Annotated in this window: 16 protein-coding genes and 1 pseudogene; 15 read left to right on the forward strand and 2 right to left on the reverse strand. The window is 63.0% G+C overall.

The annotated features are described in order from the left end of the window. From sdhB to gltA, 3 genes and pseudogenes are all read left to right on the forward strand, one after another. Positions 1-77, forward strand: a pseudogene (gene sdhB, locus NCT05_RS16120) (succinate dehydrogenase iron-sulfur subunit); the annotation flags it as partial. 1 nt (position 78) lies between these two features. Then, positions 79-348 (forward strand): FAD assembly factor SdhE, encoded by a 270-nt coding sequence (locus NCT05_RS16125; RefSeq protein ID WP_008354055.1) that lies wholly within the window; start codon positions 79-81, stop codon positions 346-348. Between the two features lie 136 nt (positions 349-484). After that, positions 485-1,786 carry a citrate synthase gene (gene gltA / locus NCT05_RS16130; RefSeq protein WP_008354054.1) on the forward strand — a complete coding sequence of 434 codons (1,302 nt, stop codon included), beginning with the start codon at positions 485-487 and terminating at the stop codon, positions 1,784-1,786. Positions 1,787-1,876: 90 nt separating this feature from the next. On the opposite strand, the gene NCT05_RS16135 is transcribed toward gltA, so the two are convergent. Then, a complete protein-coding gene (locus tag NCT05_RS16135; RefSeq protein ID WP_008354052.1) occupies positions 1,877-2,197 on the reverse strand; it encodes a type II toxin-antitoxin system PemK/MazF family toxin in 321 nt (106 codons plus the stop codon). Continuing rightward, complete coding sequence (locus NCT05_RS16140) at positions 2,191-2,439, reverse strand: AbrB/MazE/SpoVT family DNA-binding domain-containing protein (protein WP_008354051.1); 249 nt, start codon at positions 2,437-2,439, stop codon at positions 2,191-2,193. The genes NCT05_RS16135 and NCT05_RS16140 overlap by 7 nt, the downstream gene beginning before the upstream one ends. A 344-nt stretch (positions 2,440-2,783) precedes the next feature. On the opposite strand from NCT05_RS16140, the gene leuC reads away from it, so the two are divergent. The 12 genes from leuC (at position 2,784) to accD (ending at position 15,108) form a co-directional block, all read left to right on the forward strand. Continuing rightward, a complete protein-coding gene (gene leuC, locus NCT05_RS16145; RefSeq protein ID WP_008354050.1) occupies positions 2,784-4,193 on the forward strand; it encodes a 3-isopropylmalate dehydratase large subunit in 1,410 nt (469 codons plus the stop codon). A 24-nt stretch (positions 4,194-4,217) separates the two neighbouring features. Next, positions 4,218-4,868, forward strand: a complete 651-nt coding sequence (gene leuD, locus NCT05_RS16150; protein ID WP_008354049.1) for a 3-isopropylmalate dehydratase small subunit — start codon at positions 4,218-4,220, stop codon at positions 4,866-4,868. A gap of 22 nt (positions 4,869-4,890) precedes the next feature. After that, the gene (leuB, locus tag NCT05_RS16155; RefSeq protein WP_008354048.1) at positions 4,891-5,958 is read left to right on the forward strand and encodes a 3-isopropylmalate dehydrogenase; all 1,068 of its coding nucleotides are present in this window, start codon (positions 4,891-4,893) and stop codon (positions 5,956-5,958) included. Between the two features lie 101 nt (positions 5,959-6,059). After that, positions 6,060-6,260 carry a hypothetical protein gene (locus NCT05_RS16160; protein ID WP_152563205.1) on the forward strand — a complete coding sequence of 67 codons (201 nt, stop codon included), beginning with the start codon at positions 6,060-6,062 and terminating at the stop codon, positions 6,258-6,260. 82 nt (positions 6,261-6,342) lie between these two features. Continuing rightward, positions 6,343-7,464 (forward strand): aspartate-semialdehyde dehydrogenase, encoded by a 1,122-nt coding sequence (gene asd / locus NCT05_RS16165; protein ID WP_175983184.1) that lies wholly within the window; start codon positions 6,343-6,345, stop codon positions 7,462-7,464. 149 nt (positions 7,465-7,613) lie between these two features. Next, a complete protein-coding gene (locus NCT05_RS16170; protein WP_250502716.1) occupies positions 7,614-9,686 on the forward strand; it encodes a FimV/HubP family polar landmark protein in 2,073 nt (690 codons plus the stop codon). Position 9,687: 1 nt separating this feature from the next. Continuing rightward, on the forward strand, positions 9,688-10,491 hold the full coding sequence (gene truA / locus NCT05_RS16175) for a tRNA pseudouridine(38-40) synthase TruA (RefSeq protein WP_250435446.1): 804 nt from the start codon (positions 9,688-9,690) through the stop codon (positions 10,489-10,491). Beyond that, positions 10,488-11,156, forward strand: coding sequence for a phosphoribosylanthranilate isomerase (locus tag NCT05_RS16180; RefSeq protein WP_175983186.1), 669 nt, complete (start codon positions 10,488-10,490; stop codon positions 11,154-11,156). The genes truA and NCT05_RS16180 overlap by 4 nt, the downstream gene beginning before the upstream one ends. Positions 11,157-11,204: 48 nt before the next feature. Then, the gene (trpB, locus tag NCT05_RS16185; RefSeq protein ID WP_008354043.1) at positions 11,205-12,398 is read left to right on the forward strand and encodes a tryptophan synthase subunit beta; all 1,194 of its coding nucleotides are present in this window, start codon (positions 11,205-11,207) and stop codon (positions 12,396-12,398) included. 11 nt (positions 12,399-12,409) lie between these two features. After that, on the forward strand, positions 12,410-13,285 hold the full coding sequence (locus NCT05_RS16190) for a DNA-methyltransferase (protein WP_175983187.1): 876 nt from the start codon (positions 12,410-12,412) through the stop codon (positions 13,283-13,285). A gap of 76 nt (positions 13,286-13,361) precedes the next feature. Then, positions 13,362-14,165, forward strand: coding sequence for a tryptophan synthase subunit alpha (gene trpA / locus NCT05_RS16195; RefSeq protein ID WP_250502717.1), 804 nt, complete (start codon positions 13,362-13,364; stop codon positions 14,163-14,165). Positions 14,166-14,235: 70 nt separating this feature from the next. Then, positions 14,236-15,108, forward strand: a complete 873-nt coding sequence (gene accD / locus NCT05_RS16200) for an acetyl-CoA carboxylase, carboxyltransferase subunit beta (protein WP_008354039.1) — start codon at positions 14,236-14,238, stop codon at positions 15,106-15,108. Positions 15,109-15,164: the final 56 nt, after the last annotated feature.

Genomic DNA, 15,164 nt, shown 5'->3' on the forward strand with positions numbered 1-15,164 from the left:
ACGTGTGCCCGAAGGGGCTCAACCCGACCAAGGCGATCGGCAAGATCAAGGAATTGATGGTGCGACGGGCGGTTTGAAATGGACGAATCTCACCAGTCCGACCCTCTTCGCCGCGCGCGCCTTCGTTGGCGCGCAAGGCGCGGCCTGCTGGAAAACGATCTGATCTTCGATCGTTTCTTCAGCCGATATGAGCATGACCTCAGCGACGCCGACGTGGCCGCATTGACCCGCCTGCTGGAGCTGAGCGACAACGAACTGATGGACTTGCTGCTGGCGCGCACGGAGCCTGAAGGCGACCTGGCGACGCCGGACGTAACCCGCTTGCTGGAAATGCTGCGCACCGTGTGATTCCAGCAGGAATTCGCGGAGTTTTGCAAAATAGGCCTGTTGCACTGCACACAGGCCGATAAAACAGTTTTGCCGCGCAGCTTCCGTCGTGCAAATTATCGAAAACCTGTATCCATACTTCGATTGAGGATGTGCTATGACCCCGTCAGATGTTAAAGCCACGCTATCGTTCAGCGACAACTCGCCGAGCGTCGAAATGCCGATCTACAAGGGCACGATGGGCCCGGACGTGATCGACATCCGCAAGTTGTACGGTCAGACCGGCAAGTTCACGTATGACCCGGGCTTCATGTCGACGGCGGCGTGCAATTCGGCGATCACGTATATCGACGGCGACAAGGGCGAACTGCTGTATCGCGGCTACCCGATCGAGCAACTGGCCGTGAACGCGGACTTCCTCGAAACGTGCTATCTGCTGCTGAAGGGCGAACTGCCGAACGAGGCGCAGAACAAGGAATTCGTGGACACCGTCACGCGTCACACGATGGTGCACGAGCAGATGCACTTCTTCTTCCGCGGCTTCCGTCGCGACGCGCACCCGATGGCCGTGCTGACGGCTGCGGTCGGCGCGCTGTCGGCGTTCTATCACGACTCGCTGAACATCAACGATCCGCGTCACCGTGAAGTCTCCGCGATCCGCATGATCGCGAAGCTGCCGACGCTCGTCGCGATGGCGTACAAGTTCAGCATCGGTCAGCCGTTCGTGTATCCGAAGAACGAACTGTCGTACAGCGCGAACTTCATGCACATGATGTTCTCGAACCCGTGCGAAGAGTACAAGGTCAACGACGTGCTCGTGCGCGCTCTCGACCGTATTCTGATCCTGCACGCGGACCACGAGCAGAACGCGTCGACGTCGACGGTGCGTCTCGCGGGTTCGTCGGGTGCGAATCCGTTCGCGTGTATCGCAGCCGGCATCGCATGTCTGTGGGGTCCGGCGCACGGCGGCGCGAACGAAGCCGCGCTGAACATGCTCGAAGAGATCGGCTCGGTCGACAACATTCCTGAGTTCATCAAGCAGGTGAAGGACAAGAACTCGGGCGTGAAGCTGATGGGCTTCGGACACCGCGTGTACAAGAACTACGACCCGCGCGCGAAGCTGATGCGCGAGACGTGCCACGAAGTGCTGAACGAACTCGGCCTGCACGACGACCCGCTCTTCAAGCTCGCGATGGAACTTGAAAAGATCGCGCTGGAAGACGAATACTTCGTGTCGCGCAAGCTGTATCCGAACGTCGACTTCTACTCGGGCATCGTGCAGCGCGCGCTGGGCATTCCGACGTCGATGTTCACCTGCATCTTCGCGATGGCTCGTACGGTCGGCTGGATCGCGCAGTGGAACGAGATGATCGCCGATCCTGAGCAGAAGATCGGCCGTCCGCGTCAGCTGTTCATCGGCCAGACGCCGCGTGAAGCGAAGCCGCTGGCAAAGCGCTAAGCTGATCGAGTTTTAGTTGTATCGAAGCCCCGGCGAGAAATCGCCGGGGCTTTTGCTTTTTGCTCGGCGCGCGCAGAGACGGCGCCGGATTCAATCCGCGAACACCTCCTGCAAGGTATGAAGCGCGTCGGTCAGCGTGTTGTCCGCGATGCTGCCTTCCCGCTTGATGAGCCGCAGCTTGTCCACCGTGCGAATCTGATCCAGAAGAATCAATCCCTGCTTCCGCTTGAAAGCAATGGGAATGCGGAAAGGCGCAGGCTTTCCCTTCGACGACATCGGCGCGACGATGACCGTGCGCAGATGGTCGTGCATCTCCGGCGGCGACACCACTACGCACGGACGCGTTTTCTGAATTTCGCTGCCCAAGGTGGGATCGAGCGCGACCGACCAGACTTCTCCACGCACTACCATTCGAGCTCCCCGTCGTCGTCGTTGCCGAATTCGCCCATGACGAGTCCGTCCTCGCCGCTTTGCGCAATCAGCTTGCTGGCTTCGGCCCAACCTTGACGCGCTTTGTCGCGAGGCCGACGCAGGACGATCGCGTCGTTCTCGACCTCCATGTCGACCTCGTTCTCCAAGCCCAATTGCGCGAGCAGCGGCTTGGGAATCAGGATGCCCTGGGAGTTGCCCATTTTTCTGATGGTGGTTCGCATGTCGTCGACTACTGAAGAGTATGGAAGCACGATGTTATTACCTGTCGAAAGGGCCGTCAATACAATGTTATTACTGCGCGGATCGTGAGCGCTGACGACAGCCTATTGCGCGCATCGTGCGGCGAACATTCGGCCAAATGGCATAGGATCTAAGGACAGCGTCGCGATGCGCTCGAGGTTCAGCCGGGTAGTCGTCATCCGGGTACTGGAACCACTACAATAACTATATGTTTTTAATGGGTTTTTCCCGTATCCTAGTATCCAATTCTCATCGGATGGTGGCATAATCGATTCACGAGCCGTACACCGATAAATCCCCGCAGTCACACACGAAAGCGCTCACCATGGCACAGACTCTCTACGACAAACTGTGGAATACGCACGTTGTCCACACGGAAGAGGACGGCACCTCGATCCTCTACATCGACCGTCACCTGCTGCACGAAGTGACGAGCCCGCAGGCCTTCGAGGGCCTGAAGCTGGCCGAGCGCCCGGTGTGGCGCATCAGCGCGAATCTGGCGGTGTCCGATCACAACGTGCCGACGACCGACCGCTCGCACGGCATCGCCGATCCGGTTTCGAAGCTGCAAGTCGATACGCTCGACCAGAACTGCGACGCCTTCGGCATCACGCAGTTCAAGATGAACGACCTGCGTCAGGGCATCGTGCACATCATCGGGCCGGAGCAGGGCGCGACGCTGCCGGGCATGACCATCGTCTGCGGCGATTCGCACACGTCCACGCACGGCGCGTTCGGCGCGCTGGCGCACGGCATCGGCACGTCGGAGGTTGAGCACGTGCTCGCGACGCAAACGCTGTTGCAGAAGAAGAGCAAGAACATGCTCGTGAAGGTCGAAGGCCAATTGCCGCGCGGATGCACGGCGAAGGACATCGTGCTCGCGATCATCGGCAAGATCGGCACGGCGGGCGGCACGGGCTACGCGATGGAATTCGGCGGCTCGACCATCCGCGCGCTCACGATGGAAGGCCGCATGACCGTCTGCAACATGGCGATCGAAGCGGGCGCGCGCGCCGGCATGGTCGCGGTCGACGACACGACCATCAACTATCTGAAGGACCGTCCGTACTCGCCGCAGGGCGTCGAGTGGAATCAGGCGGTCGAATACTGGCGTCAGTTCAAGTCCGATGACGGCGCGCACTTCGATCGCGTCGTCGAGCTGAATGCCGCCGAGATCGTGCCGCAAGTGACGTGGGGCACGTCGCCGGAAATGGTGACGTCGATCGACGGCCGCGTGCCCGATCCCGACAAGGAAAAAGATCCCGTCAAGCGCGACGCGATGGAACGCGCGCTGAGTTATATGGCATTGCAGCCGAACACGCCGATCGAATCGATCAAGCCGGACAAGATTTTCATCGGCTCGTGCACGAATGCGCGCATCGAAGACTTGCGCGCCGCCGCGTACGTCGTGAAGTCGCTGGGCAAGCGCGTCGCGTCGAACATTCGCCTGGCGATGGTCGTGCCGGGATCGGGTCTCGTGAAGGCGCAAGCCGAACGCGAAGGCCTCGACAAGATCTTCACGAACGCCGGCTTCGAATGGCGCGAGCCGGGCTGCTCGATGTGCCTCGCGATGAACGCCGACCGCCTGGAAGCGGGGGAGCGCTGCGCATCGACGTCGAACCGCAACTTCGAAGGCCGTCAGGGCGCGGGCGGACGCACGCATCTCGTGAGCCCCGCGATGGCCGCCGCCGCCGCGATCGAAGGCCATTTCGTCGACGTACGCAAGCTCGCTTAATCGATCGGGACACTGAGAAAGATCATGGAAAAATTCATTGTGCACAGCGGCCTCGTCGCGCCGCTCGATCGCGAGAACGTCGACACGGACGCGATCATCCCGAAGCAGTTCCTGAAGTCGATCAAGCGCACCGGCTTCGGTCCCAACGCGTTCGATGAATGGCGTTATCTCGACGTCGGTGAGCCCGGACAGGACAACAGCAAGCGTCCGCTCAACCCGGATTTCGTGCTGAATCAGCCGCGTTATCAAGGCGCGTCGATTCTGCTCACGCGCAAGAATTTCGGCTGCGGCAGCTCACGCGAACACGCGCCGTGGGCGCTCGATCAATACGGCTTTCGCGCGATCATCGCGCCGAGCTTCGCGGACATCTTCTACAACAACTGTTTCAAGAACGGTCTCCTGCCGGTCGTGCTGACGGAGCAGCAGGTCGACAAGCTGTTTAACGAGACCTACGCGTTCGTTGGTTTCCAGTTGACGATCGATCTCGAAGCGCAAGTCGTGCGTACCGGCGACGGCACCGAGTATGCGTTCGAAGTGCCGGGCTTTCGCAAGTATTGCTTGCTGAACGGCTTCGACGACATCGGTCTCACGCTGCGTCATGCGGACAAGATCAAGCAATATGAGGCCGAACGCCTCGCGAAGCAGCCGTGGCTGAATAACCGGCTCGTTGGATAACCGCGCATAAAGGAAGCGAAAGATGAAAATTGCAGTTCTCCCCGGCGACGGCATCGGTCCCGAAATCACCGCCGAAGCGGTCAAAGTCCTGAACGCGCTCGGCGAGAAGTTCGAGCTGGAAGAGGCGCCGGTCGGCGGCGCGGGCTACGAGGCGAAGGGGCACCCGCTGCCCGATTCCACTCTGGCGCTCGCGAAGGAAGCCGATGCGATCCTGTTCGGCGCCGTCGGCGACTGGAAGTACGACAAGCTCGAACGCGCGCTGCGTCCCGAGCAGGCGATTCTCGGCCTGCGCAAGCATCTGCAACTGTTCGCGAACTTCCGTCCGGCGATCTGCTATCCGCAATTGACGGGCGCGTCGTCGTTGAAGCCGGAGATCGTATCGGGTCTCGACATCCTGATCGTCCGCGAATTGAACGGCGACATCTATTTCGGCGCGCCGCGCGGCTTGCGAGAAGCCCCGGACGGCCCGTTCGCGGGCGCGAAGGAAGGCTTCGACACGATGCGCTATTCCGAGCCCGAAGTGCGCCGCATCGCGCACGTCGCGTTTGCCGCCGCGCAAAAGCGCCAGAAGAAGCTGACGAGCGTCGACAAGGCGAACGTGCTCGAAACGTCGCAATTGTGGCGCGACACGATGATCGACGTCGCGAAGGAATATCCGGATGTCGAGCTGTCGCACATGTACGTCGACAACGCCGCGATGCAGCTCGTGAAGGCGCCGAAAGCGTTCGACGTCGTCGTGACCGGCAACATGTTCGGCGACATTCTGTCGGACGAAGCGGCGATGCTCACCGGCTCCATCGGCATGCTGCCGTCCGCGTCGCTCGACAAGAACAACAAGGGCCTGTACGAGCCGTCGCACGGTTCGGCGCCGGACATCGCGGGCAAGGGCGTGGCGAATCCGCTCGCGACCATTCTTTCGGCGGCCATGATGCTGCGCTACTCGCTCGGCAAGACGGAGCAGGCGGATCGCATCGAAAGCGCGGTGAAGAAAGTGCTCGAGCAGGGCTACCGCACCGGCGATATCGCGACGGCGGACGGCAAGGTTGTCGGCACGAAGGAAATGGGCGACGCGGTGCTGAAGGCGCTGTAATCGCGAGAAAGACGATCGGCGCGCTGAAGCATTAAAGCGGCCGATCGTCTCTTTTTACCGATGTTCGCGCACGATCCGCCCGATTTTCACGCATCTGCAGCATGACGCCGTCGAAAACGTCCGGTTATCGTGTATATTGCTTTGCTATGGCGAAGAACTCTCAATTCTCTCTGGATTCCATCGGACGCGGCTCAAAGTCGCTCGCGACGGAACTCGCCATCAGCACGCGCATCGTGGCCACTCGAGCCACGGCTAAAACGCGCATTACGAAAATCTCCATCAAAGCGATCACGATTCGCTGATCGTCCCTCGTGTCCGAGCGTCTTCCCCGCGCGGCCACGCCGGGTAAAGATGCGGGGAAGCGTCCACAGTTAAAGGTTAGTCATGAACGTAGGTCTCGTTGGTTGGCGCGGTATGGTCGGCAGCGTCCTGATGCAGCGCATGCAGCAGGAAGGCGATTTCGACTTGATCGAACCGGTGTTTTTCAGCACCAGCAATGCGGGCGGCAACGCGCCGTCGTTCGCCAAAAACGAGACGAAGCTCAAAGACGCAACGAGCATCGACGACCTGAAAAAGTGCGACGCCATCATCACGTGCCAGGGCGGCGACTACACCAACGAGGTGTATCCGAAGCTGCGCGCGGCGGGCTGGAAGGGCTACTGGATCGACGCGGCGTCGGCGCTGCGCATGAAGGACGACGCGGTCATCATTCTCGATCCGGTCAACCTGGACGTCATCAAGGATTCGCTCGTGAAGGGCGGCCGCGACTTCATCGGCGGCAACTGCACGGTCAGCCTCATGCTGATGGCGCTCGGCGGCCTGTTCCGCGAGAACCTCGTCGAATGGACGACGGCGATGACCTATCAGGCCGCGTCGGGCGCGGGCGCGCAGAACATGCGCGAGCTGCTTCAGCAAATGGGCGTGCTCTACGGTTCGGCGAAGGAAGACCTGGCGGATCCGTCGTCGGCGATTCTCGACATCGACCGCCGCGTGCTCGCCGCGATGAACGGCGAGCGCATGCCCGTCGACAACTTCGGCGTGCCGCTCGCGGGCTCGCTGATTCCGTGGATCGACAAGGATCTCGGCAACGGCATGTCGAAGGAAGAGTGGAAGGGCGGCGCGGAAACCAACAAGATCCTCGGCAAGCCGGCAATGGGTATGCCGGGCTCGATTCCCGTCGACGGCCTCTGCGTGCGTATCGGCGCGATGCGCTGCCACTCGCAGGCGCTCACCATCAAGCTGACGAAGGACGTGCCGCTCGACGAAGTGCACGGCATTCTCGCGTCGGCGAATGACTGGGTGAAGGTCGTGCCGAACGAGCGCGAAGCATCGATTCGCGATCTGTCGCCCGCGGTCGTCACGGGCACGCTGACGGTGCCGGTTGGCCGTCTGCGCAAGCTCGCGATGGGCGGCGAATATCTGTCGGCGTTCACGGTCGGCGATCAACTCTTGTGGGGCGCCGCCGAGCCGCTGCGCCGCATGCTGCGCATTCTGCTCGACAAGTAAAGTAAACTACGCGCCTGAAGCGCGTGTCTTGCTCGAAAGCGTCGCGTTTCACGCGGCGCTTTTTTGTTTTTGTGGAGCTTTGTTGCAACGCCGTGTTTATCGAGCGGTCTTCGCTTTATGTTTCAATTTTTGCCGCACCCGGAGCCTCAATGATCCATCGAACTCGCCGGTCTTTCGTTTCGTCATCGCGTGCGGCGCTCGCCGCGGCAAGTCTCGCCGCATGCGCGATGTTCTGGGCGAATCCCGGCGATGCGCTCGCGCAGGCCTCCGCCGCCACCGGGCAAACCTACGCGGTCAAGCCGGGACAATCGTTGAGCGATGTCGCCGGCGAACTCACAGGATCCAAAGATCGCGACGTCCGCGCGAAAGCCGCGCGTGCCCTGTTCGACGCCAATCCGAGCGCCTTCAGCAGCCACGACATCAACAAGCTGAAACTCGGCGCGGTGCTGAACGTGCCCGCCGATCTGAGCGGCGCGCCGCCGGCCGCAGCGTCGGCGCCCGAGGCGCAGCAGACCGCGCCCGCCGAAACGTCCGCGCCTGCGTCTTCGTCGGCGGATACCGCCACACCGGCGCCGGAGAGCGCGGCGCCCGCATCGGCTGCGGAGCCGCAAGCCAGTGCGACGGCGGCGCCGGAGCGTGCGACGCCGGAGGCCGCATCGGCAATCGCCGCGCCCGCAAGCGCGCCCGCCACGGCCGCACCGGAACCGGCCAGCCGCAGCGGCGTGGCAGCGGCGACCATCGGTCTGTCGCCCTTCATCATCGCGATCGTGATCGTCGTGATCGGCGTCCTGCTGCTCAGAATGCGGCGCAAGAAGCGAGCAGTCGCGACGAACGACAACGACGTCGATCGCGCGCCCCGTACGTTCGCAAGTCTTGAAGAAGCCCAGGCCGACGCCGACGCCCGCAACGAAGCGCTGCGCAAGGCGCGCGAGGCGGCGGCCGGTGCCCAAGGCAAGTCGCCGGCGCGCGATCAGTCCGGACTGGCTGCGGCCGCCGCGAGCATCGGCAACGCTGAAGTAGCCCAGACGCCCGTCGCTCCGTCCGAAGATGCGTTGCCGCCGACGACCGAGGCAAAGCCGTCGACCGCGGCGGATGAAGCACTCGTCGAGGCGAACCGCTCGCAACCGGAAGAGCCGTTCGTTCCGGTTGCGCCGGCTGCACGTCATCCCGATTTCGTACCGCCAGCCAGCGAACCGGACACCCACGAACAGCGTGAGCAGCATGCGCGCGAGATCGAAGCGCGCGAAGCGGCGCGCCGGGAAGCCGAGAAATGGGAAGTCGAAGAGCGCGAAGCCGCGGCACGCCAGGCCGCCGCGCGCGAGGCCGAGGAGCGTGAAATCCGGGCGCGCGAAGCCGCCGCGCGGGAAGCACTCGCACGCGAGCAGGCCGGTCATGCCGGCGCGGATCGCGAGGCCGAATTGCGTCAGGTCACCGAACGCGAAGAGCTGGCGCGTGAGAACGCGGCACGCGAGATCATCGCGCGCGAGGCGGAACTGCGCGAACTTCAGGCGCGCGCCGCCGAAGAGCAAGCCGCAGAGCAACGCGCCGCCGAGCAGCGCGACATCGAAGAACTGGCAGCGCGCGAGGCGGAAAAATCCGGCATCGCGCCGGACGAAGAGCCGGTGCTCGCGCATCGCTTCCCAATGCCGAAGTTCCCCCAGGACGCAATCCAGGCGCTCGGTTCGCTCGAAATGGAACTGCCGCCGCGTCTGGAACTGACGATCAAGCCGCCCGGCGCGACCGGACCGGAGACGGCTGCATCGTCGCTGAAAAATCCGCCGCTCGAGACGCCTCCCGCAGCGCTGGAACAGCCGCCTGGCGGCACGCAGCCAATCCAGCAGGCGCCGTTCATGCCGCAGCCGGTGGCGCATTTCGAAGCAGCGCGGCAAGGCCAGTCGCAAGCCCAGTCCGTTGCGTCTCAAATCGAAGCGGGTACGGCGGGCGCGGCATCGGTCGCTGGCCTGGGCGCGACAAAATTCGGCCCGCTCAGTCTCGATTTCGATCTCGGGCCGACGTCGAACGCGACGGAGGCTTTGCCTGCCCTGACGCCGGGCCAACTGGCGACCATCGCGCGCAATAAGCTCGAATTGGCAGCCGAATACATCGAACTGGGCGACCTTTCGGGCGCGCGCACGTTGCTCCAGGAAGTGATCGAATCGAACGATCCGGCGACGCGCCAGCAGGCCGCCACGCTCTTGTCGACGCTTGCACCGCATTCCTGAGATGCGTATCGCTTTAGGGATTCAGTACGACGGCGCGGCGTTTTGCGGTTGGCAGTCGCAGCCGCACGGGAAGACGGTCCAGAACGAACTGGAGCGCGCGCTCGCGCAATTCGCGCAGACGCCGCTTCCGACCGTCGTCGCCGGGCGCACCGATACGGGCGTGCACGGTCTCGGTCAGGTCGTGCATTTCGATACCGCTCTGGATCGCGCCGAGTTTTCGTGGGTGCGCGGCACGAATGCGTTCCTGCCCGACACCGTCGCGGTGCAATGGGCGAAGCCGATGCCCGACGATTTCCACGCGCGCTTCGCGGCTTTCGAACGCACTTATTTCTACGTTCTTTACGTCAATCCGGTGCGTTCGCCCATGCTCGCGAAACGCGCGGGCTGGGTGCACACGCCGCTCGACGTGGCAGCGATGCGCGATTCGGTCGCGTGCCTGATCGGCGAGCACGATTTTTCGTCGTTCCGCGCCGCCGATTGCCAGTCGAAAACGCCAGTCAAGCATCTTTATCAGATCGATGTACGCGAGCAGGGCGACTTCGTCCACTTTCGCTTTCGCGCCAACGCGTTTTTGCATCACATGGTGCGCAATCTGATGGGATGCCTCGTCGCGATCGGACGGGGCCGTCATCCATCGTCGTGGATGGCGGACGTGCTCGCCGCCCGCGACCGCCGCGCTGCCGCGCCGACTTTCATGCCCGACGGACTGTATCTGGCCGAGGTCGGCTATCCTGAACACTTCGCGGTGCCGCCGCCGCATATCGCCAGCATGCCCTGGAGCGCCATTTGGGCAGAGCCGAAATGACAGACCGAGATTTGCATCGCACCCGCATCAAGCTATGCGGACTTTCGCGCGTCGAGGACGTGCAGCACGCCGTCGCGCTGGGCGCGGACGCCGTGGGTTTCGTGTTCTATCCGCCGAGCCCGCGTTCGGTGAGCGTCGCACAGGCCGTCGAACTGGCGCGGCACGTGCCGCCGCTCGTGTCGGCGGTCGGGCTTTTCGTCAATGCGACGCCCGAATGGATTCGCGAAGTCACGTCGAACGTGCCGCTCTCGCTGCTGCAGTTTCACGGCGACGAAACGCCGGAACAATGCGAGGCGCTGGCATCGATTGCGGGTTTATCCTATTGGCGCGCATTGCGAATTGGGTCTGATGCGTCCACAAGCCATTTGATAGAATCGTCTCTCAAGTTCAAAGCCGCAGGCGGCCTTTTACTCGACGCGCTCGTCGAGGGCTTCGGCGGCGGTGGAAAGGTATTCGATTGGTCACTTATCCCAACAGATCTCGGGCATCGGGCCGTTTTGAGTGGTGGGTTGAACACGCAAAACGTCAGTGACGCCATTCGGCGTGTGCGCCCGTACGCGGTCGATGTCTCGAGCGGCATCGAACTGCCGGGCGCCAAGGGCGTGAAGGATCCCGCCCGAATGGCGGCGTTCGTGCGCGCGGTGCGCGAGGCGGACGCCGGGTGAATCGAACGTGGGCCGCGCTGCCGGCTACGTAACCGAGAGAGTGACGCAATGTACAACTTGCCAGACGAAAGAGGCCATTTCGGCCAATATGGAGGCGTGTTCGTCTCCGAAACCCTCATCCATGCACTTGACGAATTGCGCGTCGCGTATGACGCGGCACGTCAGGATCCCGAATTCATCGCCGAGTACGAGTACGAGCTCAAGCATTACGTGGGTCGGCCGTCGCCGATTTATCACGCGAAGCGCTGGAGCGAGATGCTTGGCGGCGCGCAGCTCTATCTGAAGCGCGAAGACCTGAATCACACGGGCGCGCACAAGGTGAATAACGTGATCGGCCAGGCGCTGCTCGCCCGCAAGATGGGCAAGCCGCGCGTGATTGCCGAAACCGGCGCGGGCCAGCACGGCGTGGCGACGGCGACCATTGCCGCGCGATTCGGCATGGAGTGCGTGGTCTACATGGGCGCGGAAGACGTGCGTCGTCAGGCGGCGAACGTCTATCGGATGAAGCTGCTCGGCGCAACGGTCGTGCCGGTCGAATCCGGGTCGAAGACGCTCAAGGACGCGCTCAACGAAGCCATGCGTGACTGGGTGACGAACGTCGAAAACACGTTCTACATCATCGGCACGGTGGCGGGGCCGCATCCTTACCCGATGATGGTGCGCGACTTCCAGCGCGTGATCGGCGACGAATGTCGCGTGCAGATGCCCGAAATGGCCGGTCGCCAGCCTGATGCCGTGATCGCGTGCGTCGGCGGCGGGTCGAACGCGATGGGCATCTTTTATCCGTACATCGACGATAAAGACGTCAGATTGATTGGCGTCGAAGCGGCGGGCGACGGCATCGACACCGGGCGCCACGCGGCGTCGCTGATGGGCGGCAGCCCGGGGGTGCTGCACGGCAATCGCACGTATCTGCTGCAGGACGAAAACGGGCAGATCATCGAAACGCATTCGGTGTCGGCGGGGCTCGACTATCCGGGCGTCGGTCCGGAACACGCGTGGCTGAAGGACGCGGGACGCGCGGAATACGTCGGCATCACCGATGACGAAGCGCTCAAGGCCTTCCACGACTGCTGCCGGATCGAGGGCATCATCCCCGCGCTGGAATCGAGCCACGCGCTCGCTTATGGCGCGAAGCTCGCGAAGACGTTGCCGCGCGACAAGGTGTTGCTCGTCAATCTGTCCGGCCGGGGCGACAAGGACATGCATACGGTCGCCGAGCGATCGGGCATTCAGTTCTGAGCCTCAGATAGATGCGCAACGTCATCGACGAGCCGTTGTCCGTCGGCGCCCTGCAGGGCGCCGGCAGCGACATCCGCAACCGCGACTTCTTGGCCGATGCCGAGAATATTCCCGACGCGTCGATCGATCTGATCGTCGCGGATCCGCCTTATGGTCTGGGCAAGGACTACGGGAACGACTCGGACATGTTGTCCGGCGACGCTTTTCTCGAGTGGACTTATCGCTGGCTCGATCTCGCGATTCCGAAGCTCAAGCCGAGCGGTTCGCTGTATATCTTTTGCACCTGGCAGTATTCGCCCGAACTGTTCGTGTTCCTCAAGCGCCGCCTTTTGATGATCAACGAGATCGTCTGGGACCGTCGCGTGCCGAGCATGGGCGGAACGACGCGAAAATTCACGTCAGTGCACGACAACATCGGCTATTTCGCGGTATCGAAGGACTACTACTTCGATCTCGATCCGGTGCGCATCCCTTACGACGCAGAAACGAAAAAGGCGCGTTCGCGGAAGATTTTCGAAGGCAGCAAGTGGCTCGAACTGGGGTACAACCCGAAGGATGTCTGGTCCGTGTCGCGTCTGCATCGGCAGCACGCGGAGCGGGTGGATCATCCGACGCAAAAGCCGCTGGAGATCGTCGAGCGCATGGTGCTCGCGAGCTGTCCGCCGGGTGGGCGCGTGCTCGATCCGTTCATGGGCAGCGGCACAACGGCGGTCGCGTGCGCACGTCATGGCCGGCAATTCACGGGCTACGAGATCAACCCGGATTACTGCGCGATCGCCGAAAGCCGCATTGCCGAAGCGCGCGCTGCACGGCTCGAGCCGGCAGAGCCCGCCCGCGTTCGACGCAAGACACTCGTCGCGACCGGCACCGCCGCCCAAGCCGAATAGCGTCTTTTTCGCTGCTGATCGCGTCAAATGCATTCAAATGCGTCCGACGCCAACGAATACGACTAAGAGAAATCTCATGTCCCGCATCAAGAATACTTTTGCGGCGCTCGCCGCACAGGGCAAGAAAGGGCTGATTCCGTTCATCACCGCGGGCGACCCGAATCCGGAACAAACCGTCGAGTTCATGCACGCGCTGGCGAAGGGCGGCGCGGACGTCATCGAACTGGGCGTGCCGTTCTCCGATCCGATGGCCGACGGCCCCGTCATCCAGCGTTCGTCGGAGCGGGCGCTCGCGCGCGGCGTGACGCTCAAGCGCGTGCTCGCCGACGTCGCGCGTTTCCGCGAAACCGACGACAAAACGCCCGTCGTGCTGATGGGTTACGCGAATCCGATCGAGCGCATGGGCGCCGACGCGTTCGCGAAAGCTGCGAAGGAAGCGGGCGTCGACGGCGTACTGGTGGTCGATTACCCGCCCGAGGAAGCGGAGAGCTTCGGCACGTCGATGCGCGCCGCCGGCATCGATCCGATCTTCCTGCTCGCGCCGACATCGACGGACGAGCGCGTCGCGGCGGTCGGCAAGATCGCGAGCGGCTATGTCTACTACGTATCGCTGAAAGGCGTGACCGGCGCGGCAAATCTGGACGTTTCCAGCATCGCGAGTAAAATCCCGGCCATCAAGTCGCGTGTGCCCCTGCCGGTCGGTGTCGGTTTCGGCATTCGCGACGCCCAGACCGCGCGCGCCGTCGCCGATGTCGCGGACGCCGTCGTCATCGGCAGCCGCCTCGTGCAGCTGCTCGAAGACGCGAAGCCGGACACCGCGGCCGCGTCGCTGACGAGCTTCATCGCCGAAATTCGTCAGGCGCTCGACGCCGCACAGTAAAATACGCGCCGCCGCGGGCCGCCCGATTCGGGCGTGCGCCGCGCGGCAACCGATCAGTCAAGGAAAAACGATGAGCTGGCTCGACAAACTGCTGCCGCCGAAGATCAAGCAAACCGATCCCAAAAGCCGCAAGGGCATTCCCGAGGGCCTTTGGGTGAAGTGTCCGTCGTGCGAAGCGGTGCTGTATCGCAACGACGTCGAGGCGAATCTGCACGTATGCCCGAAGTGCAGCCATCACATGCGAATCGGCGCGCGCGAGCGGCTCGACCGCCTGCTCGATCCGGAAGGCCGCTATGAAATCGGCCAGGAAGTCGTCCCGGTCGACGCGCTGAAGTTCAAGGACAGCCGCAAGTATCCGGATCGCATCAAGGAAGCGATGGAAGATACGGACGAGACCGACGCCATGGTCGTCATGGGCGGCGCGATCCACACGATTCCGTGTGTCGTCGCGTGCTTCGAATTCTCGTTCATGGGCGGATCGATGGGCTCGGTGGTCGGCGAGCGCTTCGTGCGCGGCGCGCGCAACGCGCTGGAGCAGAACGTGCCGTTCATCTGCTTCACGGCCTCGGGCGGCGCGCGCATGCAGGAAAGCCTGCTTTCGCTCATGCAGATGGCCAAAACCACTGCGCTTCTGACCAAACTCGCGGACGCGAAGCTGCCGTTCATTTCCGTGCTGACCGACCCGACGATGGGCGGTGTGTCTGCATCGTTCGCGTTCCTGGGCGATGTCGTGATTGCCGAGCCGAAGGCGCTGATCGGCTTTGCCGGCCCGCGCGTGATCGAGCAGACCGTGCGCGAAAAGCTCCCGGAAGGTTTCCAGCGCGCCGAGTTCCTGCTGACGAAGGGCGCGGTCGACATGATCGTGGATCGCCGCAAGATGCGCGAAGAAATCGCCCAATTGATGGCGCTGATGACGCGGCAACCCGCCGATTCCGTCGCCTGACCCGAATGTACGTCGCCCCGCGCCGCGCGTGAACCCCGCGAGGTTCCGCGCGGCGC

This window comes from Caballeronia sp. AZ7_KS35 (assembly GCF_023631045.1).
Lineage (GTDB): Bacteria > Pseudomonadota > Gammaproteobacteria > Burkholderiales > Burkholderiaceae > Caballeronia > Caballeronia zhejiangensis.

Bases quoted from the DNA above. Each gene is read 5' to 3' on its own strand.
- NCT05_RS16125 (WP_008354055.1), top strand. From the start codon at position 79: ATGGACGAATCTCACCAGTCCGACCCTCTTCGCCGCGCGCGCCTTCGT.
- NCT05_RS16160 (WP_152563205.1), top strand. From the start codon at position 6,060: ATGACGCCGTCGAAAACGTCCGGTTATCGTGTATATTGCTTTGCTATG.
- trpA (WP_250502717.1), top strand. From the start codon at position 13,362: ATGTCCCGCATCAAGAATACTTTTGCGGCGCTCGCCGCACAGGGCAAG.
- leuC (WP_008354050.1), top strand. From the start codon at position 2,784: ATGGCACAGACTCTCTACGACAAACTGTGGAATACGCACGTTGTCCAC.
- NCT05_RS16190 (WP_175983187.1), top strand. From the start codon at position 12,410: ATGCGCAACGTCATCGACGAGCCGTTGTCCGTCGGCGCCCTGCAGGGC.
- NCT05_RS16180 (WP_175983186.1), top strand. From the start codon at position 10,488: ATGACAGACCGAGATTTGCATCGCACCCGCATCAAGCTATGCGGACTT.
- trpB (WP_008354043.1), top strand. From the start codon at position 11,205: ATGTACAACTTGCCAGACGAAAGAGGCCATTTCGGCCAATATGGAGGC.
- leuB (WP_008354048.1), top strand. From the start codon at position 4,891: ATGAAAATTGCAGTTCTCCCCGGCGACGGCATCGGTCCCGAAATCACC.
- NCT05_RS16170 (WP_250502716.1), top strand. From the start codon at position 7,614: ATGATCCATCGAACTCGCCGGTCTTTCGTTTCGTCATCGCGTGCGGCG.
- gltA (WP_008354054.1), top strand. From the start codon at position 485: ATGACCCCGTCAGATGTTAAAGCCACGCTATCGTTCAGCGACAACTCG.
- leuD (WP_008354049.1), top strand. From the start codon at position 4,218: ATGGAAAAATTCATTGTGCACAGCGGCCTCGTCGCGCCGCTCGATCGC.
- NCT05_RS16140 (WP_008354051.1), bottom strand. From the start codon at position 2,439: ATGCGAACCACCATCAGAAAAATGGGCAACTCCCAGGGCATCCTGATT.
- NCT05_RS16135 (WP_008354052.1), bottom strand. From the start codon at position 2,197: ATGGTAGTGCGTGGAGAAGTCTGGTCGGTCGCGCTCGATCCCACCTTG.
- accD (WP_008354039.1), top strand. From the start codon at position 14,236: ATGAGCTGGCTCGACAAACTGCTGCCGCCGAAGATCAAGCAAACCGAT.
- truA (WP_250435446.1), top strand. From the start codon at position 9,688: ATGCGTATCGCTTTAGGGATTCAGTACGACGGCGCGGCGTTTTGCGGT.
- asd (WP_175983184.1), top strand. From the start codon at position 6,343: ATGAACGTAGGTCTCGTTGGTTGGCGCGGTATGGTCGGCAGCGTCCTG.